Source organism: Pseudoruegeria sp. SHC-113 (assembly GCF_025376885.1).
Lineage (GTDB): Bacteria > Pseudomonadota > Alphaproteobacteria > Rhodobacterales > Rhodobacteraceae > Pseudoruegeria.
Map to the genome: position 1 here is coordinate 46,948 of NZ_JAHUBR010000005.1, position 21,922 is coordinate 68,869.

At 65.1% G+C, this 21,922-nt stretch carries 22 protein-coding genes; 1 reads left to right on the top strand and 21 read right to left on the bottom strand.

All coding sequences use genetic code 11. From position 1 onward, the window contains the following. Nucleotides 1-17 precede the first annotated feature (17 nt). The 16 genes from KVX96_RS18635 to KVX96_RS18710 form a co-directional block, all read right to left on the bottom strand. A complete protein-coding gene (locus tag KVX96_RS18635; protein ID WP_261196469.1) occupies nt 18-1,265 on the bottom strand; it encodes an ABC transporter permease in 1,248 nt (415 codons plus the stop codon). Further along, on the bottom strand, nt 1,265-1,963 hold the full coding sequence (locus tag KVX96_RS18640; RefSeq protein WP_261196344.1) for an ABC transporter ATP-binding protein: 699 nt from the start codon (nt 1,961-1,963) through the stop codon (nt 1,265-1,267). Before KVX96_RS18640 ends, KVX96_RS18635 begins: the two co-directional genes overlap by 1 nt. Before the next feature lie 22 nt (nt 1,964-1,985). Further along, nucleotides 1,986-2,663, bottom strand: coding sequence for a DUF2796 domain-containing protein (locus KVX96_RS18645; protein ID WP_261196345.1), 678 nt, complete (start codon nt 2,661-2,663; stop codon nt 1,986-1,988). Between the two features lie 189 nt (nt 2,664-2,852). Then, a complete protein-coding gene (locus KVX96_RS18650; RefSeq protein ID WP_261196346.1) occupies nt 2,853-4,154 on the bottom strand; it encodes a TRAP transporter large permease in 1,302 nt (433 codons plus the stop codon). Next, nucleotides 4,154-4,690 carry a TRAP transporter small permease gene (locus KVX96_RS18655; RefSeq protein ID WP_261196347.1) on the bottom strand — a complete coding sequence of 179 codons (537 nt, stop codon included), beginning with the start codon at nt 4,688-4,690 and terminating at the stop codon, nt 4,154-4,156. The genes KVX96_RS18650 and KVX96_RS18655 overlap by 1 nt, the downstream gene beginning before the upstream one ends. A gap of 202 nt (nt 4,691-4,892) precedes the next feature. Continuing rightward, entirely contained in the window at nt 4,893-5,909 is a 1,017-nt protein-coding gene (gene dctP, locus KVX96_RS18660; RefSeq protein ID WP_261196348.1) for a TRAP transporter substrate-binding protein DctP, read from the bottom strand. 233 nt (nt 5,910-6,142) lie between these two features. Further along, nucleotides 6,143-6,598: an OsmC family protein gene (locus KVX96_RS18665; protein ID WP_261196349.1), complete on the bottom strand. Its 456-nt coding sequence runs from the start codon at nt 6,596-6,598 to the stop codon at nt 6,143-6,145. A 171-nt stretch (nt 6,599-6,769) separates the two neighbouring features. Beyond that, nucleotides 6,770-7,660 carry an SMP-30/gluconolactonase/LRE family protein gene (locus tag KVX96_RS18670; protein WP_261196350.1) on the bottom strand — a complete coding sequence of 297 codons (891 nt, stop codon included), beginning with the start codon at nt 7,658-7,660 and terminating at the stop codon, nt 6,770-6,772. Beyond that, nucleotides 7,657-7,866, bottom strand: coding sequence for a tautomerase family protein (locus tag KVX96_RS18675; protein ID WP_261196351.1), 210 nt, complete (start codon nt 7,864-7,866; stop codon nt 7,657-7,659). The genes KVX96_RS18670 and KVX96_RS18675 overlap by 4 nt, the downstream gene beginning before the upstream one ends. A gap of 164 nt (nt 7,867-8,030) precedes the next feature. Continuing rightward, nucleotides 8,031-8,762 (bottom strand): response regulator transcription factor, encoded by a 732-nt coding sequence (locus KVX96_RS18680; RefSeq protein ID WP_261196352.1) that lies wholly within the window; start codon nt 8,760-8,762, stop codon nt 8,031-8,033. A gap of 29 nt (nt 8,763-8,791) precedes the next feature. Then, nucleotides 8,792-10,021 carry a GAF domain-containing sensor histidine kinase gene (locus tag KVX96_RS18685; protein WP_261196353.1) on the bottom strand — a complete coding sequence of 410 codons (1,230 nt, stop codon included), beginning with the start codon at nt 10,019-10,021 and terminating at the stop codon, nt 8,792-8,794. Between the two features lie 254 nt (nt 10,022-10,275). Then, on the bottom strand, nt 10,276-10,968 hold the full coding sequence (locus KVX96_RS18690; RefSeq protein WP_261196354.1) for a Crp/Fnr family transcriptional regulator: 693 nt from the start codon (nt 10,966-10,968) through the stop codon (nt 10,276-10,278). Between the two features lie 86 nt (nt 10,969-11,054). Continuing rightward, entirely contained in the window at nt 11,055-11,870 is an 816-nt protein-coding gene (locus KVX96_RS18695; RefSeq protein ID WP_261196355.1) for a transporter, read from the bottom strand. 5 nt (nt 11,871-11,875) lie between these two features. Next, nucleotides 11,876-12,151, bottom strand: coding sequence for a hypothetical protein (locus tag KVX96_RS18700; RefSeq protein WP_261196356.1), 276 nt, complete (start codon nt 12,149-12,151; stop codon nt 11,876-11,878). Between the two features lie 39 nt (nt 12,152-12,190). Continuing rightward, nucleotides 12,191-14,290, bottom strand: coding sequence for an alkyl/aryl-sulfatase (locus tag KVX96_RS18705; protein WP_261196357.1), 2,100 nt, complete (start codon nt 14,288-14,290; stop codon nt 12,191-12,193). A gap of 141 nt (nt 14,291-14,431) precedes the next feature. Then, the gene (locus tag KVX96_RS18710) at nt 14,432-15,043 is read right to left on the bottom strand and encodes a hypothetical protein (RefSeq protein WP_261196358.1); all 612 of its coding nucleotides are present in this window, start codon (nt 15,041-15,043) and stop codon (nt 14,432-14,434) included. 86 nt (nt 15,044-15,129) lie between these two features. Here KVX96_RS18710 and KVX96_RS18715 point away from each other — a divergent pair, with 86 nt between their 5' ends. Further along, nucleotides 15,130-15,363 carry a hypothetical protein gene (locus tag KVX96_RS18715; protein WP_261196359.1) on the top strand — a complete coding sequence of 78 codons (234 nt, stop codon included), beginning with the start codon at nt 15,130-15,132 and terminating at the stop codon, nt 15,361-15,363. Here the strand turns inward: KVX96_RS18715 and KVX96_RS18720 are convergent. From KVX96_RS18720 to KVX96_RS18740, 5 genes are all read right to left on the bottom strand, one after another. Then, the gene (locus tag KVX96_RS18720) at nt 15,360-16,211 is read right to left on the bottom strand and encodes a hypothetical protein (RefSeq protein ID WP_261196360.1); all 852 of its coding nucleotides are present in this window, start codon (nt 16,209-16,211) and stop codon (nt 15,360-15,362) included. The two genes, KVX96_RS18715 and KVX96_RS18720, sit on opposite strands and share 4 nt — an antisense overlap. Nucleotides 16,212-16,215: 4 nt before the next feature. Continuing rightward, the gene (locus KVX96_RS18725) at nt 16,216-17,895 is read right to left on the bottom strand and encodes a SulP family inorganic anion transporter (protein ID WP_261196363.1); all 1,680 of its coding nucleotides are present in this window, start codon (nt 17,893-17,895) and stop codon (nt 16,216-16,218) included. A 4-nt stretch (nt 17,896-17,899) separates the two neighbouring features. Beyond that, a complete protein-coding gene (locus KVX96_RS18730) occupies nt 17,900-19,921 on the bottom strand; it encodes an alkyl/aryl-sulfatase (protein ID WP_261196365.1) in 2,022 nt (673 codons plus the stop codon). 160 nt (nt 19,922-20,081) lie between these two features. Then, a complete protein-coding gene (locus KVX96_RS18735) occupies nt 20,082-21,128 on the bottom strand; it encodes a hypothetical protein (protein ID WP_409977141.1) in 1,047 nt (348 codons plus the stop codon). 80 nt (nt 21,129-21,208) lie between these two features. After that, complete coding sequence (locus KVX96_RS18740) at nt 21,209-21,916, bottom strand: hypothetical protein (protein WP_261196367.1); 708 nt, start codon at nt 21,914-21,916, stop codon at nt 21,209-21,211. Nucleotides 21,917-21,922 lie beyond the last annotated feature (6 nt).

The following is a 21,922-nucleotide window of genomic DNA, read 5'->3' on the forward strand; positions in this document are numbered from 1 at the left end:
CCTTCAATGGCTCAATATCATGAGCGCACCTGCATCCCGTCCGAAAGCGACAGGAAATAGGCGCGCAGGGCAGGCAACAGGCTCACGAGCGTGCCCGCCAGTACGATCAGCCCCAGCACGGCATATTCCCGCGCGGTGGGCCAGGTGATTTCCAGATACAGGCCAAATGCCGCATCCACGTAGGAGCGCGCAACAAACAATCCCGTGTACAGAAGCCCGGTGCCGATCAGCACGGCCAAAAGGCTCATCAGCGCGGCTTCCAACGTCAGCAGACCCATGATCGTGCCGGGCCGCGCGCCGATGGCGCGCAAGAGCGCCATTTCGCGGCGACGTTCGTTCAGGCCCGAGAAGATCATCGCCACCATGCCCAGAAGCGCCGTGATGATCACCATGACAGAGACCGCCACCAGCGCGTTCTCCGCCACGCCGATCAGGCTCCACAGCTCGCTCAACGCCACGCCGGGCAGGATCGCGAGCAGCGGTTCCTCTCGGTATTCATTGACCCAGCGCTGCAAGGCGAAGATCTGCAGCCGCGAGTTCACCCCGATCAGCGCCGCCGTGATCGCCTGCGGGGCCAGATCCATCTGCCGGACCTCATCCGCGCTCACCGGGTTTTGCGACCGCCCGCCGCCGCTCCAATCCACGTGGATCGCCTCGATGGCCTCAAGGCTCACGAACACCGTGCGGTCCACCGGTGTGCCGGTTTTCTCAAGGATGCCCGACACGCGGAAGGGTTTATCGTCATGTTCGGTGAAGGAGGCGATGCCATGGGCCACGACGATCTCCTGATCCAGATCGTAGCCCAGCTGGGCCGCGACATCGGCCCCCACCACCGCATCGAAGAGATCGTCAAAGGGCGCACCGCTGGCAAATTTCACATCGCGCCCGCCGCGAAACTTGTAGCGCTCGAAAAATTCTCCCGTGGTGCCCAGCACGCGAAAGCCCGCGTGGCTGTCCCCAAGCGACATCGGCACCGCCCAATCCACCTCGGGCCGGGCGGCGATGTCTTCAAAGCTTTCCCACGTCACGTTGTTCGTCGCATTGCCGACGCGGAACACGGAATAGAGCAATAGCTGCACCCCGCCCGAGCGCGCGCCGACGATCAGATCGGTGCCCGAGATCGTATCGGCAAAACTCGCCTTGGCCCCCGTGCGCACCTTCTCCACGCCCAAAAACAGCGCCACCGAAAGCGCGATGGCCAGCACGGTGAGGCTCACGGTGAGGGCACGGCTGGCCAGAGATTTCGCCGCGAGGCGCAGAAGGATCATGCCACGGCCCCCCGGCGCACCTGCGCGATGTCGGCCAGATCGAGGCTGCGGTCAAACCTTGGTGCGAGCCGGGCGTCGTGGCTCACCATCACGAGCGTTGCCCCGGCGGCCTCGGCCTGCGCCATCAGGAGCGCAAGGAAGGCCTCCTGCGTGCCCGCATCCAGCGCCGAGGTTGGCTCATCGGCCACAATCAGCTCCGGCGCGCCGATCAGCGCGCGGGCGGCGGCCACGCGCTGCTGCTGGCCGATGCTCAGCTCTGTGGTGCGCGCCTCTGCCACGAGATCGGCGTCTAACCCCAAAGCCCTCGTCAGCCGCAGCGCTTCAGCGCGAGGATCGGCCACGCGGGCGCGGCGGCCCGGCGCGAAAGCGAGCGGCAGCAGGATGTTGTCCAGCGGCGAGGCATAGGGCAGCAGGTTGAACATCTGGAAGATCACGCCGATATGCTCGGCCCTGAAGCGATCCCGCGCGGAGGCGCGTAAGCTGGCCAGATCGGTGCCCTGCACCGCCACGCGGCCGGTTTGCGGCGTGGCGATGCCGCAGATCAGGCTCAGCAGCGTGGATTTGCCCGAGCCGCTTTCGCCCAGCAGGAAAAGCTTCTCCCCCGCCGCGACGGTCAGCTCCGGCACGGCGAGGCTGAAGTGCGTGCGCCCGCGCCATGAGAACGCCATGTCACGGATGTCGATGGCGTCTGTCATGGCTGGCGTCAGATGTCCCGTATCAGTTCAGATCGATCACGGCAGCGTCGCCGCTGGCCTCCACACTGCGGGCCCCGGCGTCCGTGACAAGTTGCACCTCCAATTCTTCCGCATTCGGGAAGGCATTGAAATAGGCCAATTCGACCTGCGTCAGTTTGGACGCATCCTCGCAGGTCATCAGGAAGGCAGCATGGAACTCGGAGTGGCTCTCGCCCTCGGCATGTTCCTCATGCTCGTCGTGGTCATGGCCTTCGGCGTGCTCTTCGTGCTTTTCGTCGTCGTGGTCATGGCCTTCCGCATGCTCTTCATGCTTCTCGTCATGATCATGCTCTTCCTCATGATCTTCGTGGAGCTCTTCGCCGTGCAGCTCCACCAGCATTTCGCTCACCTGGCACCCGGCGGCCTCGGGCAGCACGAACAGGCTCAGCGGCTCGGAAAGCTTCGCGAGTGCTTCCTCAACGGCGGCTTTGTCGGCGTCGGACTCCGGCGCATGCTCGAAGCCCACGATGTCAAAACCCGGCACCTCCAGCTCGATGGCCAGAGTGTTGCCCTCGATCGCGATGTTCAGCGCGCCATGGCCATGCTCATGCGCCCCCATCTCGCGGGTTTCCTCGCCCGAGGCGAGCGCGGCGGCGGGCAGGCCGGCGACAAGAAGAGTGGAACACAGAAGGGAGGCTTTGCGGGGCAGAGAGCGGGGCATGGGGAAACTCCGGTTGGAATACTTAAAGAATTTTCCCCATTTTGTTATGTTATTCCATAACACATCACAAGCACCGAACACTAGGCTACCCGCCCCAAACGCGAAAACCCGCCGGGCGGGCGGGTTATGGTGCTGCGCCAGGGCGCGGGCCGGTTCGGGCGCGGGGGCCAGGCCACCGCGCCCGTTTTCTCAAAAGGCCAGTTCGGGCAGGAAGGTGGCGATGGCCGGGATCAGGATGATCAGGATCAGGGTGATCACCTCCACCTGCAGGAACCACCAGATCCCGCCGAAGATCTCCCGCAGGGAGAAGGACGGCACCACGCCTTTCAGCACGAAGGCGTTCAGGCCAACCGGCGGCGTGATCAGGCCGATCTCCAGCGTCTTGACGATCACGATCGCCAGCCAGATCGGATGCGCCCCCAGCGCCACCAGCGGCGGCACGAAGATCGGCACCGTCAGGAACATGACGGACACCGGATCCACCATGCAGCCCAGCACCAAGAGCAGCAGCACGTAGATGCAGACGATCCCCATCATCGGCATATCAAGCGATAGGATGAACTGCGACACCGCGCCAGAGGCCCCGCTGACCGCCAGATAGGACGAGAAGATCAGCGCGCCAACGAGGATGATGAAGATTACCGAGGTCGTCTGCGCGGTGTCCAGAAACACCTCCCGCAGCACCCCGAAGGACAGCCGCCCCCGCAGCAGCGCGATCAGGAAAGCGCCCACGGCCCCGATGGCCCCGGCTTCCGTCGGCGTGATGATCCCGGCGTAGATCCCGCCGATCACGATGCCGCCGAGGGCCAGAAAGCTCCAGACGCCCTTGAGCGAGTGCATCCGCTCCTCGATGGAGGCTTTGGGGAGCGCGGGGGCCAGCTCCGGGTTCCGGCTGACGCGGATGTAGATCATGACCAGATAGGCGACGGCGGTAAGCAGGCCCGGAATGATGCCCGCGATCAGCAGCTTCGGAATCGATTCCCGCGCGATGATCCCGTAGACGATCAGGTTGATGCTGGGCGGGATCATCCCCGCCAGCGTGCCCACGGTGGCCACGCAGCCGGCGGCCAGCTTGCGGTTGACCTTCAGGCTCAGCATTTCGGGGATCGCAACCCGGCCAAAGACGGCCGTGGAAGATGTGGTCGAGCCCGAGCAGGCGGCGAAGGCGACAGCGGCGACGGTGGTTGCGAACACAACGCTGCCCTTCATATGCCCGAGCCAGGCGCGGGCGGCGCGGTAGATGTCCTGCGTGATCCCGGCCTTGGCGGCCACATGGCCCATGAGCAGGAACAGCGGCACGGCGCTTAGGGCGTAGCCCGATCCGATGTCAAACAGCCGCCCACCTATGGTGTCGAGCGTGATCGTCGTGCCGCGGATGAAGGCAAAGCCCATCGCGCCGGAAAGAAGCAGAGAGATGCCCACCGGCACGCGCATGACCATCAAGAGGGCCACCGTCCCCAGTACGAGCGGAATTTGGAAGGTCTCGATCATCAGTTTGTCTCTTCTTCGGCGGCGGCGGCCTCTTCGAGCAGCACGTCGTTCTTGATCAGGTCGATCAGCTGGATGAGGAAGCGGGTGGAGAACAGCGCCAGCCCGACGGGGATCCCGGCGCGCGCCCACCATGTCTTGACCTCGATGATGCCCAGAACGGTGTCGCCCATCACATAGGCGCTGAAGGCCGATACGCCGCTCGTCCAGGTGAGGGCCCCAAAGAACAGGCAGGCGATGAGCAGATACAGCCCCTCGACGATCTTCTTGGCGCGGCGGGGCATGTGGTCATACAGGATGCCCACGGTGATATGAGCGTCGCGGCGCTGGGAGAAGCCAAGCCCGAGGTAGATCAGGTAGACGAACATCAGGCTCACATATTCATAGGAGCCCGGCACGCTGATCCGGAAAAGCGCCCTTGCGAACACTTCGAGCACGGTGATCGACATCATCGTCGCCACGGCCATGGCCGAGACATAGCAGGCGATTTCTTCCAGCTTTCTCTGCAGAATTAAGGCATTGCTTGCAAACGTTGCCATCGACGCATCCCCTCTCAAAGCCCCGCACCTCCGATCCCATACCGCATTTCGCGGCCGGTGCCGAATGGCTTGAGCCTTGCCGATTTCCTTGGTGTTTCTTGTGATGTGATGGTGGAGTTGCGCCGCCCGCGCCCCTTTTGGGCTATGGCGGGCGGCGCAGATGGTGGTCTGACGAAAGCACTCAGCTTTGCGGCGCGCGGGGTCAGCCGCCGTGCTTGCTCAGGATCGCGCGGAAGTCATCCAGCACGGCCTGGCCGGGCAGGCCCTCGGCCTCGCGGGCCTCCGCCCAGTGCTGCCAGGCGGCATCGCGCACGGCGTCCATCTTGGCCTGTTCGGCGGGCTCCAGGTTGACGATCTCGGTCTGCTCCATCAGGGCTGCGCGCGCCTCAACCTCTTCGGCCTCCAGAAGGGTGCGGGCTTTCTCGACGGTCTCGTTGCCGACCTGCTCCATGATCGCCTGCACATCCGCCGGAAGCGCGTTCCAGGTGTCAAGGTTGATGGAGACGGGCATCGGGAAGTAGAACCAGTCCACGTTGTCCCAGTAGCTGAAGATCTCGCCGAAGCCGAAGGCATAGGCATCCGCCGGTGCGCCGATGATGGCGGCCGTCACGACCTTGCGCTCTGCGGCGGCAGGCAGCTCGCCCCACGGGATCCCGTAGACGGTGATGCCCAGCTCTTTCAGGATCTCCGCCGCGCCGCCATGGGCGCGCACCTTAGCGGCCTTTAGATCCTCGATCGTGCGGATCGGGTCATGGGACAGCAGCTGGATCGAGCCCCACTGGCCCGGAAACAGGTATTTCTGGTTCATCGCGGTGAATTCAGCTTCCACCGTCGGCGTCTTGAACAGCTCGTGGCCCGCCTGCGCGTGGGCCATCGGGTTGTCCGTCATGAAGGGCAGCGAGGTCACGTTCGCCAGCGGGAACAGGCCCGGATTGTACACCGGGGAGAACTCGCCCATGTCAAAGGCGCCGACCTTGATGTTTTCCGGCTGGCCCGACAGCTTGCCCAGTGGGCCGCCGAAGATCCGGGTGAATTCCACCTTGCCCTCGGTGCGTTTCTCCACCTCGTCCATGAACCAGCGCGTGGCAAGGTTCGAGGGGCCGACGCCGGCGAAGGCGTGGTACTTGAGGTTGATTTCCTCGGCCACCGACAGCGTCGGCGCGGCCAGCGATGCGGCTGCCGCCAATGCGCCGGCGCAGAGTGTCTTAATCAGTTTCATGTCAGGTCTCCTCCCTGGGGTCGTTTCGTATGGGTGACGATCTTTCGTCGTTTGGAAAGGGGGCCCTTGGGGCAACCGGCACGCTCCTTTCGTGCGGAAGGCCTGTGGGCTTGATCTTTCTGGTGCCTAATCTGCAGGCAGTGCCTCTGGCCGGATACGGGGGATCACGCCCGGAAATTGCGGAAGCCCGCAGCCTCCGCGGGGCACATCCGCAAGCCGTGAGACACGTGCGCTCACTTGCGCACCCAGCTTTCGCGGATCTCGCATCCGGCGCGGCGCAACAGCACGGAAACAGGGCATTTTTCCCCGGTGATCCGCTGCAGCTCGGCAATTTCGGCATCGCTGGCGTCGGTGTCCAGAACCACGCGCAATTCGATCACCGGGAAGGGCGTGCCGATCTCGGCCTTGCCAAACACCCCCCGCGTATCGAAATGGCCGCAGATCTCAAACTCCATGCCGCGCAGCTTGATCTTCAGAAGCCCCGCCACGTAGTTGGCGATCACATTTGTGCAGCCAAGGAAGGACGAAAGCATCGTCTCCAGCGGGGTCGCGAAGAGGTTGGTGCCCCCGCGCTCCGGCGGCTCGTCTGTCGTCACCACCTTGCCGCGCGCGACCATCTCGGTGCGGGCATGGGTGATCGCGTGGCCTTTCACGTCGATCTTGAACAGGTCTGGCATCACATGCGCCATGAATGTCTCCTTATCTGGCCCGTTGTTTGGCCTGTCCTCTGGCCGGGCTGCCCTGCGGCAGGGGATCGGCCGTTCCGGCAACGGGGGTCGGGTTGCACAAGCGGGAGGCTGCACGCCACGAAACCCGTTGCCGAAAGGCCGGGCGGCTGGCCGCCCAAACCCCTTGCGCGCTCAGAACAGCGGCAAGCCCGGTGTCTTGACCTTGATGCGGTACAGCGCGGTGGAGGAGGTGAAGTAGAGATCCGTCAGATCCGCGCCCCCCCAAGCGAAATTCGCGGTAAACTCGGCCATGCGGATCACGCCCAGCGTCTCGCCTTGCGGCGTGATCACATGAACCCCGCCCGGCCCGGTGCAATAGACATTGCCCTTGCTGTCGATCTTCATGCCATCCGGGTGGCCCTCGCCGTCGCCCTCCGTCACCTCGACCCAGACATCCCCGCCCGTCGCCGTGCCGTCCTCGGCAATGTCGAAGCGGCGGATGTGCTTGCGCTCGGTGTCGTTCACGTAAAGCTGCTTGTGATCCAGCGAGAAGCACAGCCCATTGGGCTGCGCGAAATCATCGGCCAGCCGAGTGATCGCCTTGCCATCGGGCGTCACGCAGTAAACCCCCTGCGCCCCCATCTGCAGCGGCCGCTCGACACCGAAATACTCCATCCGCCCGTAGGTCGGATCGGTGAAATAGATCAGCCCGTCCCGGCGCACGACAATATCGTTGGGGCTGTTCAGCTCCTTGCCGTCGTAATGGGTGGCCAGCGTGGTGAGGCTGCCATCCGCTTCCGTCCGTGTGACCGAGCTTGTGGCGTGCTGACAGGTCAGCATCCGCCCCTTGGCGTCATAGGTGTTGCCGTTGCCCATGTGGCTGGGCTTGCGGAAGGGCGTGACCTTGCCGTCCGCACCAAGGCGGTAGAGCGCGTTGCCGGGAATGTCGGAGAAGGTGAGATGCTGCGCGACCGGGTGCCAGATCGGGCCTTCGGTGAACAGGAAGCCCCCGGCCACGATCTCCAGCGCCGCATCGGCGTCGACGATCTCGTGCATCCCCGCCTTGCGGATCTCGATGCTCATGCCCCGGCCCTCAGTTCCTTCACGCGCGCGCCGCCCGCGAACCAATCGGTGTCTTCGACCTCCTCAAAGGTGACCCAGACGTTCTCCTTCGGAATGCCCGCCGCCTCGGCGATGGAGTCGGTCACCGCGCTCTGCACCTTGTCCTTGATGCCCTCCGGGTCATGTTCGATCACTTGTTTCACGATGCGGATATTGACGAATGGCATCGGCGCCCTCCCTTGGCCTCAAAGCTGCGCGGCCCCGGATGGGTGGCCGCCTTGCCCTGTGTCTAAGCCTCGGGAGGGGGGTGGTCTGCGGCGAGTCGCGCAGGAATTTCGCGGAGACGCACGGCGGATCTGCGGGAACCCGCAAAAGGCGCTCGGGCGGGCTTTCAGCCCTGATGGCGGCCGATCCAGACGCGCAGGTTTTCCTCTTCCTTGCGCAGGGCATCGGCGTTCAGGATCCCCCGCGCAAAGGCAAGCGAGATCGCCCGCGTGCGGGAATTATAGGTCGGCCCCCACTCGCCAGAGGGGATATCGCCCTTGTCCAGCCCCAGCTTCTGGTAGAGGTGCTGCAAGCGGCTCTGCGCGCCCCGTAAGGACACATTGCGCCGCGCCGCCATCGCCTTGTCCGTCAGGCCAAGGCAGAGATCCACCAGAGCTTCATATTCAAGCTCGCTCAGGCCCTGAAGCCTGTCGCCCGCGCGCTGCTGCACCACGCGGACCTCGCGGTCGATCACGCATTGCTCGGCGATGAACACCCCCTGCAGCGCCAGCTTCAGCTGTTCTGCCGGGGCGGATTTCAGCACGTAGCCATAGACAGCCGCACTGGGCACGATCTTGGTGATGCCCCGGATATAGGCCTCCTCGGTGTAGTTCGACCAGAAGAGGATCTTGGTATCGGGCTTCTTGGCCCAGATCGTCTTGGCCACCTCAACACCGGTGGCGCGCGGCATCTGCAGATCCAGCACCACGGAATCATAAGCGCCGGCGTCAAAGGCGGCGATCGCCTTCTCGCCATCCTCCGCCAATGTCAGCGCCTCCAGCTCCGCAAGCGTGTTGCGCGCGACCTTCTCAAGGAAGTCGCGGTGCAGCTTGTCGTCCTCTGCAATCAACAGACGCATCCCTGGCCTTTCCGTTTCAGCCTTCAGAATCACACCGGCAGCCCGTCGCCCGCCGACATCGGAACGCTGATTTCTACACGCGTGCCCTTCGGTGCGGGCAGCCGCTCAAAGCGCACGGTCGCCGATATCAGATCGGCCCGCGTCTTGATATTGCTGATGCCGCGATTGGACAGAAGATCGGCTTCCGCGATCCCGGTGCCGCTGTCATCGATCTGCACCACCATCCTGTCGCCATGCTGGGCAATCAGCACATCGATGCAATCGCAATCGGCGTGTTTCAGCGCGTTGTTCACCGCTTCCTGCACGATGCGATACATCGCCGTGCGCACCGTATCCTGCAGCACATCCATCTGGCCGTCGGATGCGTCCTGCACCGTCATTTCGATGCTGCGGCGCATGTGCTTCTGACAGCGCAGCAGATGCGCCTCGACTGCCTCCGCGAAGCCAAACATCTGCAACACGCCCGGCTTCATGTTCTCGACGATCCCACGCACCTCGTCGAGGCAGTGATCCAGTTCTTCCTGCAGAAGGTCTATCTCCTTCTGGGCCGCCGCCGAGCCGCCGTCGATGCGCGACAGCCTTCGCCGGATCCGGGCCAGATCGGCCAGCGTTTGATCGTGCAGATCCATGCCAAGGCGTTGCCGTTCGCGCTCCATGCCCTCGGTCAGTCGCAACGCGCCCAGCCGCAGGGCCGCCTCCCGCCCATTGGCCTCAAGCTCCGCCATCGCGGCCTCCTTGGCCTCCTTGCCGCGTTCCAGCGCGAACAGATAGGCCGCCACCAGATCTGCCGCGCCTTGCGCGAGCCCCACCAGTTCCGCGTTATAGAAATCGATCCGATGGCTGGAAATCGCAAGCGATCCGATCAGCGCGCCCTGCACACGCAGGGGCACGACGATGCGGCTGTGTAGATTGGCGTCAAACAGCGGCTTGCTGTCAGAGCCTTCGAAATGCAGCCGGTCATCTGTCCAGGCGTCACCCGTCAGGATGTAGGGCGTGTGGCCCAGCAGCACGTCGCGGATTGGGCTTTCGGCGGTTGGTTTGGCGGGGTTCTGCGTGTGGCTCCACGAGGTATGCATCCGCGCCTCGTAGCAGATCTGCGTGCCCGAGGGATGCAGCAGCACGATGTCCAGATGGTCATGGGCGATCAGCGCCCGCAGGCGGCTGGCAAAGACTTCCAGCACCAGTTCGTAGTCCGTTTTGCCAGCAATGGCCTGCGCGATCGACAGGTAGCACTCCAGAGCCTCTTCAGCGTTTGGCATAGATGCAGAAAACCCCTCACCCGGTGTCCTGAGCGGAGCATATCCTGTTTTCTGCGTCACATTAACCTCTACATCCCGCGCCGCCGCCCCGGGGCCATCCGGTGCAGGTCAGCACGTCGAACCTCCCGCCGTGAGGGCATGGATCCTGCATAGGGCGGGGGTGCGAAGGCGGGAACAGCTATGCCCGCAGGCAACTTGCGGGAATCCGCAGCACGGGGCGCGCAGGCGTGCTGCAAGCGCCCCATTCCTGTCGGCTAGAGGCGCTCGGCTTCCGCCTGCAAAGCGTCCAGATCAAGGATGCGCACCGCGCCGTATTCGGTGCGCACGATATTGGTTTCGCTCAGGCCCAGAAAGGCGCGTCGGAAGGCGGCGCGGCTCATGCCCGCCATCGCGCCCAGCTCGGCCTGCGTCGCGTGAACAACCCCGGCTTCATCGCGCAGCCGCAGCAGCATCCGCGCGAAACGGGCGCGCGGCGGCAGGGCGATGGTTTCCGAAAGCACCTGCAGCGAAAGCATGACATTGGCGTGGTTGAGCTTGAAGAAATGCACCAGATCGCGCGGGTTCTCGTCCAGATGGCGCGACAGCCTGCGCGCCGGGATCACGAGGCACAGGCAATCCGTATGGGCCAGAAAGGAAATGCCCCGTTCCGTCTGGGCGATCAGCGCGGAATCCCCGATCCAGAAGCCCGGCTGCGCCCGGTGAATGTTCACCATCTCGTCGCTGGAGATGGGAATCGACACATCGGCCAGCCCCTGCTCCAGCCCGAAGACAGCGTTGACCTCATCTCCCACCTGATACAGATCCGACCCGGCCGGATAGTTGCGCCAATGGGCCAGTGCCAGCATGCGCGCGCGGAAATCCTCGGGTTGCTCGGCAAGCCAGCCCTTGCGGGACAGCACGTTCGGATGTTGCAAAACGGCCGGATGGCCGCGCGAAATCTTGGTCACGGAAAAAAGCTCACAACAACGGCTGCGCATTATGCGCAGTTGTAAGTGTAGCCGTCATCCGCCCTTTGGCCAGTGCCAGATCGTCGCTAACGCGGCAGCAGCACCGTCGCGCCTAAGCGCAGGCCCCAGCCATCCGGCCCGTTTGTCGGCGATTCCACCCAGTAGCGCGCGCCGCCGAAAAAGCTCACCGGAAGCTTGCCCACACGTACGAGCTTCGAGGCCGTCACGTTGAGCGGCACGGCCCATTCGTCGGTTTCCCAATTGTAGGTCGATTCCGTCGTGGCCGTGAACGTCCAGGCGTCCTGCGTGGTGTAGGAGACGAAGGGCTGCACGAAGCTCTGGTTCACATCGTTGCGGCTTGAGTCCCCTGCGAAAGACCAGATGTGATTGGCCAGCCCGCCGTACGTCCATGGCCCACGCTGCCAGAGCACCACGCCCGTGGGCCCTGCGCCCCATTTGCCGGTGCCCGTCAGATCATCGGTGGCCGTCGGGATCAGAAACACCGGGCCGACGCCCCAGATCAGCCCACCCGCCGTGGGGCGGGACGGGGAGAAGAAGAAGCTCTGCACGATGTCCCCAAGCCCGGTGGTGGAGCCACTGCCCGGAATGATGTCATCCACTCGCACCACGGGCACGATCGTGCGCGAGATCAGGTTCCAATCCTCGCCCAGCGAAAACGGGATCACCGGCTGGATGTTGAGGATCGCGCGGGAGCCACTGCCTGTCGGGCCGATCCCTTCTTCGTAGTTGAACTGCAGCGGAATGCTGATCAGCGCGGCGACAGGGTTGGCCAGCTGCTTCGCCAGATCCTCCCCCTCGCTCTGCGCCAGCGCCGCGCTGCCAAAACCAAGCACAGAGACCGCTGCCGCGCAGAACGCGCCGATGGCCCTCAATATCCTCATGGCCCCTACGCCTCCTCGTCCTGCGCGGGCTGCGGCTGCGGGCGCGGCGTGGCGCGGCCAGCCTGGTTGCCGCGGGTCGCCCCGTCCGCGCCGATCAGCGCCCCGGTGGCCCCGCCCACGGCCGTCGCCGCTGCGCTGCCCCCGGAAATCGCGTTGCCTAGAGCCGCACCGCCCACTGCGCCGACGAAGGCGCTCCTGTCGCGGTTGTTGGAACAGCCCGCCGCAAGCGCCACACAGCCGATGAGCCCCAGTGCCCGCAGTTTCGTTGACCGTCGTCCCATGTCTTCCTCCACTCGTTCCTTATAGTTGGTCCAGCGCCTTTATTCCGGGATCACCGCGCCAATCGCGCCCTTGAAGGGCTCGGTTCCGGGGATCTCGACCTCCGGCCCGGTGCCCGGCATGATCGGGAAGCGCGGATCGAAATCGACCATCAGCCCCGCCAACTGCACCAGCACGCCCACATCGCCCTCGGCCACTGCGCGGCCATCGGCCAGCAGATCCTCAAACGCCGCCTGCCCGGCCATCACCAGCTCCAGATCGGCGCGGTTCAGCGTCAGGCTCAGATCCGCATCCTCCACCTGGTAGCCCGCAATCGTGGTCAGCGTCGCGTTGGACAGTTCCACCACGAATTGCTCGCCATTGTCCGGCGTCGAGAGGTTCATCTTCAGCGCCATGCCTTCAGCGCGGCGGCCATCCATGCGGATCGCGAGGAAGTTCAGGAACAGCTCGGTGGACATCGCCCGGATCACATCGGGGCTGGCGCTGCTGGCGGCCTCGCCCTGCGGGATGCCATCCCGCAGCTCGTAAGCGGCGGCGAGGAAACTGTTGCGCAGGCCGGGGTTCTCCTGCTGGTAGCCCAGCTGCTCAAACGCATCCGCCAGCGCCTCCTTGGCGTCGCGGTTGGCAGGGTCCGATAGCACCAGCTTGTCGAGGATTTCGGTCGCCAGCAGATACTCGCCCGCCTCGTGCAGCTCGGCCGCACGCGCAAGGATTGCCCCGGCCCCGCCCATCATCTCGACGTAGAGCGGCGCGGAGTCCGCCGGCGATTTCGGGATCAGCGTCGTCGGGTTGCAGTCCCAGAAGCCAAGGTAGCGCTGGATAACGCCGCGCGCGTTGTGCTCGGGGGAGCCGTGGTAGCCCCGGCAATGCCACTTCTGCTGCAGGCTCGCGGGCATCTCATAGACATTGTGGATCTGGTTGATCGTCACGCCCTGGTTGGCAAAGTGCAGCACCTGGTTGTTCATGTTGGCGTAGAGGTCGCGCTGATCGCGCAGCACTTCCTTCACCCGCTCATTGCCCCAGCGCGGCCAATGGTGGGAGGCAAACATCACCTCCGCCTCATCGCCAAACAGGTAGAGCGTTTCGTTGATGTATTTCGACCAGTTCAGCGGATCGCGCACCGCCGCGCCGCGCAGAGTGTAGATGTTGTGCAGCGTCGCCGTCACGTTTTCCGCCATCCACAGCGCCTTCATGTCCGGCAGGTAGGTGTTCATCTCGCGCGGGGCTTCGGTGTTGGGCGTGTTCTGGAAGATCATCCGCACCCCGTCGACCTCGAACTCCTCGATCGGCTCGGAAACAAACCGCGTCGGCGCGACAAGCCCGGTGCGGCCGTTCGGGATCCGGTGCCCCAGCCCCTGCGTCACGAAGCCATGGGGGCTCACGGGCAGCAGCAGGCCGTATTGGTAGAACAGCCGCCGGTTCATCGCGTTCCCGGCAAAGACGTTTTCCGACATGGTGAACTGCATGAAATCCTGCGGCGCGATGATCTCCACCCGCCCTTCGCGCATGTCTTCTTCGCTCACGATGCCTCGCACGCCGCCCCAGTGATCGCCATGGGTGTGCGAATAGATCACCGCCTTCAGCTGCAGCCCTTCGCCCACATGTTCCTGCAACAGATCCCAGGCCGCGCGGGCGGTTTCCGTCATGGTGAGCGGGTCAAAGACGATCCAACCCGTCTTGCCGCGCACGAAGGTCATGTCCGACAGATCGAACCCCCGGACCTGATAGATGCCGGGGATCACCTCGTAGAGGCCGAAGTTGTTGTTGAGCCGTGCGATCCGGGTCATCGAGGGGTGGATGCTGTCAAACGCCTCACCGGTGTTGAGGAAATCATAATCCGACATGTCGAAGGCCACGTTGCCCGCATCCGCCATGATGCGCGGATCGCTGCGCCGCGCGATCAGCCCGCGCGCCTGCTCTTCCAGATCACGGGTGTCCTGAAACGGCAGCCCATCGGCGGAGGCCCGGATCGCCTCGATGGTGTGGGAAGACGGCGCCTTGCCGCGCGGGTGGAAATGCCCCTCAAGCGGCGCGGCGGCTTCCGCGGTCTGGGCCGAGGCCTCCTCAAACAGCGCACCGCCAAGGGCAAAGGCTGCGCCGGTGGTCGGCAGGGAAGCAAGAAATCCGCGGCGGGTGGTCATGGGGCACTCATCCTCTTTGGCAGGTAAACGGTTTTCGGGCCGCGCTTCCCGCTGACCCGACAAAATCGATCTTAAAAAAAGCCTATCGCCGCGCCCCTTGGGCAAATGCGACGATTGGCACAGTCTGGCCGCCTTCAGCTTTCAGCGCAACGCGCGGCGGCTGCGCAAAGGCTCGGCTTCCACCGCCATGCGCTGCACGTATTTCAAATGGCCGATGGCGTTGTGAAACGCCTCATGCGCCGGTTTGCGCTCAAGGTAGTCCATCAGCCGGTAGAGGTTGATCGGATGCTTCACCACCAACTCTTTGATGCGCTCCACCGCCTCCATGTGCGGATAATGATCGATCAGCTGGCAGGCCGTCTGCGTGGGCGTAAGCACGAACCAATCCTGCTCCCGGCGCTCGGTGTAGCGGGTGGCATCAAAGGGCGATTCCCCCAGCGCACGGAACTTCGGCATATACAGGCGGATATTGTCGACCTGGTTTTCCAGAACCGTACCGGAGATCTGGCGAAACCCCATCGGCGCGAGCTTCTGCACCACCCGGCGCCGCATCGGGCCCGACATCATGTCCATATCGGCGCGGTCGTATTTCAGATCGTCAAACACCGAGATCAGCCGCAGATCGCGGTCCACCACAGAAAGGAAAGGATCCTTGTCCAGCGCCAGCACCGCCTCGGCGAACCCTTTCGCATAGGGCCCGCTGCCCCCCGGCACGCCTTTTGAAAACCCGAACGCCTCCGCCAAGCTGCGCATCCCTTCCGTTCCTCTCCCTAGACCAGCCCATCCGGGGCGCTATCATTGAACATATCGAAAACCTAAGGCGACAGGCGGGCCCGGCAATGCTGCAAGACAAACGTTCAGACCTCGACGCGGAAAAGCAGAAGAAGCTTCTGCAACGGCTGGTGGGCGAGCTCAGCACGCTCCGGCCGGATCTTTATTACCAGCCCACGAGCGTAATCGCGGAGGAGATGGAAGCCTTCATCGACGGCGAAGCCAAGCTCTATGCCGAGGAGCGTGTGCTGCTCAAGCGGCTCACCAAGCGCGACATTGAGGTGCTGCTGAGCCTGCACTAAACGCGCGCCCGCACCCAGCGGGAGTAGGGCATCGCCAGCAGGATGGCGAGCAGCGCATAGGTGAGGATCGTCGGCACCGCCACGAGGGTTTCAGGGCTGCTTTCCGCCAGATAGAGCGAAAGCCCAAGGTTGCGGGCCACGCTGGCAATCGCCAGCCCCGCACGCCGTGCCACCTGCGGCCCGCCCAGCAAATGCCCCGCTGCAAGCGCGCCCCCGGCCATGAGGATCACCGCCGCCCAGCCTGCTGCACCGATCAGCAATTGCTGCCGCAGCTCCGCCATCAGCGCCACCGCCAGCACAACCGCCAGCAGGAAGGCAAAAAACAGCAACCGCGCCACCGTCGAGAGATGCGCGGTATAGCTCTTCAGCCCGGACGGCGTGACACGGGCGATCCCCCAACCAAGCGCCAGCGGCAGGAAGGTCACCATCGCAACCTGCCCCGCCACCTTGGCGGGCGAAAACGGCCCCGGCGCGAGCTCCAGCAGCCCGTCCATCAGCCAGAGCACCAGCGGAAAGCTCAGTGCAGCCCCCGCAGCCAACACCAGTTGCAGGGCGGAAGTGAAGGCGCGATCAGCTCCGGCGGCCTCGCTGCGCCGCGTGGTGAGCGGCGCGCCGGGGGCGGCGGCCAGCAGCGCAAGCCCCATCGCCACCTCGGGCGGCAGGGGCAGGAGCCAGATCAGCGCTGCCACCACCAGCGGCACGACGACCAAAACCGAGCAGAGCGCCCGCAGCAGAAGGGCGGGTTCCGCCAGCAGCCCGCGCAGGCTGCCCGGCGCATAGCGCAGGCCCACGTCGAGCATCTGCGCGAAAACAACGATCCCGGTGAAGATCACCACGGCTTGCGGCATCGCTCTAAGCCTCCGTGCCGTGGGGCAGCCGCGCCTGCGCCTCGGCGATCGCCTGATTGAGCGCCGCGCCCAGTTCCGGGCTTTCCCGATACACATGCGCGGCCCCGATCGCCTCCAGCAGCCCTGTGCGTTCCAGCTGGCCGTACAGCTCCTCGTTGACGCCGGTCAGCACCAGTGTCCCCCCGGCCGCGCGCAGGCTCTTGGCATAGCGCGTGAGCAGGCGGATCACGGTGCTGCCCAGATCATCCACATCGCGCAAGATGAAGATCAGCGTGCTCTGCGCGGCCCCCGCCACCTTGGGCAGCTGCGCCTCCAGCCCCTGTGCGGAAGCGAAGAAGAGCGAGCCGCGCGCCCGGAGCACCCGCACCTCGCCCGGCCCCAGATCCGGGCGCACCGGGCGCTCGATGGGAAAGCCGTTTTCCACCAGCTCGAACTCCCGCACCTCGACGCGATTGGACATGTGCAGGATCTGCAGCAGGAACGAGAGCGCCACCCCGATCAGGATCGCGAATTGCAGCGGCAGGAAGAGCGTCGCGGCAAAAGTCACCGCCATGGCCGCGCGCGCCGTCAGCCCGGTGGCCCAGACGGTGCGGATCGCCTCGGGCTGCAGGTTCTGATAGCCGACCACCAAGAGCAGCCCGCCAAGCGCCGCCATCGGCACGATCTTCACCAGATCCACCAGCAGCAGCACGATCAGGATCACGAACACCCCAGCAAAGATGTTGGACCAGCGCGATTTCGCCCCGGCCTGATAGTTCACCGCCGTTCCCGACATCGAGCCGCCGCAGGGAATGGCCCCGAAGGCCCCGGCGGCAAGGTTCGCCGCGCCCTGCCCCACGAAATCGCGCGAGGTGTCGGGGAAGCGGCCATCCGGGTTCGGGTAGCTCTGCCCCACGCCCGCGCCCTGAATGAGGCCGATCACCGCGATGGCGAAAGCCGGAAGCGCCAGCGTGCCAAGGCTCGCCAGATCGGGCAGGATCGGCAGCGGCAGGCTGCGCGGGATCACCGCGATGTCGCGCACCAGAACCGCCGTCTGCCCCCCCATCAGCGCCACGAGCCCCATTGCGAGCAGCGTCGCCACCGCAAGGGCAAGGATCAACGCGAACCGGCGCAGCGCGGTGCGCTGGAAGGCCAGGATCAGCCCCACCGTCGAGAGCCCCACCAACACCGTCTGCAAATCGATCAGCCGCCAGCGCAGCATCGTATCCGCAAGCCGCAGGATGTGGTTGGGCTGCGTGCTGCTGTAGCCGGTGATGTCGGAGACCGAGCCGAACATGATCAGGAAGGCGATGCCCGAGATGAACCCCGTCATTACCGCATTGGAGACAAAGCGGATCAGCTTGCCGAGCCGCAACAGGCCGAACACCAGCTGAAACGCGCCGACGAGCAGCACAAGCGTCACCAGTGCGCCGATCTTGTCGGCCTCGGCAAAACCATAGAGCGCCTCGCCCGCCGCCACCGAAAGCGCGCCCGTGGTGGAGACGTTCATGTAGATCGAAGAGGTGAAGACCGCCCCCACCGGCATCGCCACCATCAGCGCGTAGAGCCCGGCCACCGGGTTCACCGAGGCCAGCACCGCATTGGCCATGCCCTGCGGGACGTTGACGATGGCGAAGGTCGCCCCCGCCACCAGATCGGAGGCGAGGTTTTCGCGCTTCAGGCGCAGCCCGTCCGGCCAGTTCACCGCGCTACTCCGGCACCACCTCTTTCATCTCGGCCCCGTCGAAGGGATCGTGCGCCGCCGCGCCCTCTTCCGGCGCACGGGTGCCGGGGAAGATCTCGAAGGTCGGGGTGAAATCCACGAGCATTGCCGCCAGCTTCATCAGGATCGAGGGATCGCCCTCCGCCGTGGCCGTGCCCTCGGCCAGATGCGCCTCCAGAGGCTTCACGCCCATCAGCGTTTCATCCAACGCGCTGCGGTTGATCGTCAGCGTCAGATCCGCCTCGGGGGCCTGAAACCCTTTGATGTTGGTCAGCGTCGCGTTCTCAAGCTCCACGAGGAATTCCTCGCCATTGTCCGGCGTGCGCAGGTTCATGATGAACCGCTGCCCGGCGGCCTTTTCGCTCACGAGCCGGATGCCGAGGAAATTCAGGAACAGCTCGGTGGACATCGCCCGCATCACGTCAGCGCTGTTGGTTTTCGGGATCGCACCGGAGGGCACGCCGGACCGCAGCTCGAAAGCCCCGGCAAGGAAGCTGTTGCGCAGGCCGGGGTTTTCCTGCTGGTAGCCGATCTGCTCCATCGCGTCGGCCAGCAGATCGCGCCCGGTCTGATTGCCCGGTTCCGCCAGCGCGAGCTTGTTGAGGATCTCCACCGCGAGCTTGTATTCGCCCGCGTCATACAGCTTTTGCCCTTCCGCAATGATCGCATCCGCCCCACCCATCATCCGCACGTAGAGCGGCGCCGAGTCCTCCGGCGAGGGCGGGATCAGCGTGGCCGGGTTGCAATCCCAATAGCCAAGATAGCGCTGGATCACGCCGCGCGCGTTGTGCTCGGGCGAGCCGTGATAGCCGCGCACGTGCCAGTGTTTCTGCAACGCGTCCGGCACTTGGTAGACGTTGTGGATCTGGTTGATCGTCACCCCGTTGTTGGCGTGGTGCAGCACCTGGTTGTGCATATTGGCGTAAATGTCCCGCTGGGCGCGCATCACCTCCTGAATCCGCGCATTGCCCCAGCGCGGCCAGTGGTGGGCGGCAAACATCACCTCGGCCTCGCCGCCGAAACGGTAGAGCGCCTCAGCGATGTATTTGGACCAGTTCAGCGCATCGCGCACCGGCGCGCCGCGCAGGGTGTAGAGGTTGTGCAGGCAGTGGGTGACGTTCTCCGCCATCCACAGCGCCTTCATGGAGGGGATATAGGTGTTCATCTCCGAAGGCGCCTCGGTGTCGGGCGTGTTCTGGAACACCATCTCGATCCCGTCGACCTCGAAGGTCTCGTAGGCCTCCTTCACCAGCCGCGTCGGCGGGATCAGCGTCACCGCCCCGCGCGAGGTGCCCTGCCCGAGGCCTTGCGTAACGAAGCCGTAGGGATCAACGGGCAGCAGGATGCCGTATTGATAGAATGCCCGCCGGTTCATCGCGTTCCCGGCGTAAACATTCTCGGCCACGGTGTTCTCCATGAAGCCATCGGGCGCGATGATCTCCACCTTACCCGCGCGCACGTCGGCCTCCTCCACCACGCCCCGGATGCCGCCCCAGTGATCGACGTGATTGTGCGAGTAGACGACCGCCGAGATCGGCAGATCGCCCCCGACATGCTCGCGGAACAGCGCCAGCCCGGCGGCGGCGGTTTCCTTGGAGATCAGCACGTCGAACACGATCCACCCCGTCTTGCCGCGCACGAAGGTCATCTGCGAAAGATCGAAGCCGCGGATCTGGTAGATGCCGGGGATCACCTCGTAGAGGCCGTAATCCTGATTGAGCTTGGCCTGCCGCATGAGCGAGGGGTGGATGCTGGGGTAGCCTTCCGCCTCATCGATGAAATCAAACTTGCCCATGTCCCAGGCGTCATTGCCGGCCTCGGCTTTGATCACTTTCGACGGCATCTGCGCGATCAGCCCGCGCGCGCATTCCTCGAAATCCTGCCTATCGTGGAAGGGCAGCGCCTGTGCCGCGGCCTCCAGCACCGCGCGGGTGTGGGCGGAGGGGGCTTTGCCCTTCGGGTGGAAATGGGGGCGGTCTGCATTGGAATCGGTTTGGGAATCGGTCATCGAAAAGGCCCTGCAACTACTTGTTTCATGGGGCTGCCGGGACGAGAGCCCTGAAAACGGCTGTGGCAGCGCCTTCCACTCTGCCTAGCCAATTCGGCTCTGTCCAATTGTCACGTATGGCCCATTCGGCGCGCATTGGGCCGCGCGCCCTGCCCCGGCCTTAGGGCGCTGCGCTCCACATCCGGTAGCGCCCCTGCCCGGTGACCTCCCGGATCAGCCCGCGCGCTTCCATCCAAATCAGGTTGCGCTGAACGGCGGCGCGGCTGGCCCCGGTGAGCGCTTCGGCCATGGGTGCGGAGACAAGCGGCCAGTCGGCCAGCACCGCCCGCAAGGCCGGCGGCGTGCGCCCCGAAAGCCGCGCCATCGCGGCCTCCGCCTGCGCATGCCAGCTTTCGATCTCATCAAGGTGGCGCATCGCGGCAAGGCAGGCGGTCTCCATCCCGGCAAGCCAGACCCCAAGCCGCGCCTCGGGCGGACCGCCTGCCCGCAGCCCCCCTGCCCCGCCAAGGGCCAGCGGCGCAAACACCGCGCCGCGCCCGTCGCCTGCCGCGATGCGCGCCGCTGTCACCGCCGCCTCGATCCGGTCGCCGCTCTGCCCAAGGCCCGCGAGGCTCCAGAGGTGAAACCCCATGCAGGCGCGCGTGATCGGATGCAAGGCCTGCGCCGCGCCCATCACATGGGCCCAGCCAAAGGCGCGATCCTCAAACCTGTCGGCCTGCAGGCCAACCGCCGCCGGGTCGCGCCGATCCAGAAACTCCGCAAGCCCGTCCAGCGGCCCCGGCCCGCCAGTGAGCCGCCGCACCGCCCAGCCCACACGCGCCAGCGCCTCCGGGTCATCCTGCGCGCCCGACAGACGCAACGCGATCCAGAGCGCCAGCCGGTCCGCACTCACCCGATCGCCGGTGAACCAACTCAACTCCGCCGCCTCGATCAGCGCCAGCCGATGCCGCCACCCCTGCGGCCCGCGCAGAAGCCTGTCATCCAGTGCCCCAAGGCGTGCGGCCACGCTCGCAAGCCGCGCGGCACTCTGCGCCTCTGCCGCCTGCCAATCGCCGACAACGGACTCATCCCGAGGCTCCGCCCGTGGCCCCGGCGGCAAGACATCCTCCTCCGCCTCCAAAGGGCCCGGCAGGAACCAAAGGTCCTCTTCCGCCATGTCTGACGGGTCTTCAGAGGTGTCAGGGGAGCCAGAGGGTTGAGAAATCATATGTGCAAAATACGCAGGTTTTGCACATTACCAAGGGAAATCGCAAAACCCCCTGTTTTCAGCGCGTTTTGCGCACTGCTTCAGGCCTCGATCACCACATCGTCGATGTCATCGGTCACGCTGCGCACCGCCTTCAAGCAAAGCCCGTGCAGATGCGTGGCGACGTAATGGGCATGAAACCGGCTCGGCGCGCGCAGCACCAGTCTGCGGCCCTGCACCCCCTGCCGCGTGAGCGGCGCGAGCCAGTTGCCATAGGCCGCCGGATCCTCCGCCCGCAACACTCCCGCCGCCAGCGCCCATTCGCTGCCATCGGACACGGGCAGTGGCGCCGCCTTCTGCGCGCCCAACGCCACGATCTTCGCACCCGATGCCGCTTGTCCGTCCGGCGCAGGTGCCTCAGCCCCCTGCCCCATCCGCTGCTCGAAATCCGGCCCCACCGCCGCCCAGGCCGGTTGCGTCTGTTTCAACAGGCACGCCAGATCCAGCCCGTATTGCGTCACTCGCCCGCGCGCGCCGGGCCGCTTCACCACGAGCCAGCCCAGCCCCCGCAGCCGCGCCATCTCCCGTTTCACCGTGCGCTCATCCACCGACCAGAGCCGCGCTATTTCCCGCTGCCCCACGGCCAACTCATCGCGCTGCCAATTGTAGCGGGCCGTCAGAAGGGTGAGAAAGCGCAAGGCCAGAACCTGCTGCGTGCGCGGCTGAGACATCGCGAAAGCGCCGATGGCGGTGAGCACATCGTATTTGATCGCGGGGGCCTTCTGCCCCACTGGCTTTACAAGCCGCATTGCCCG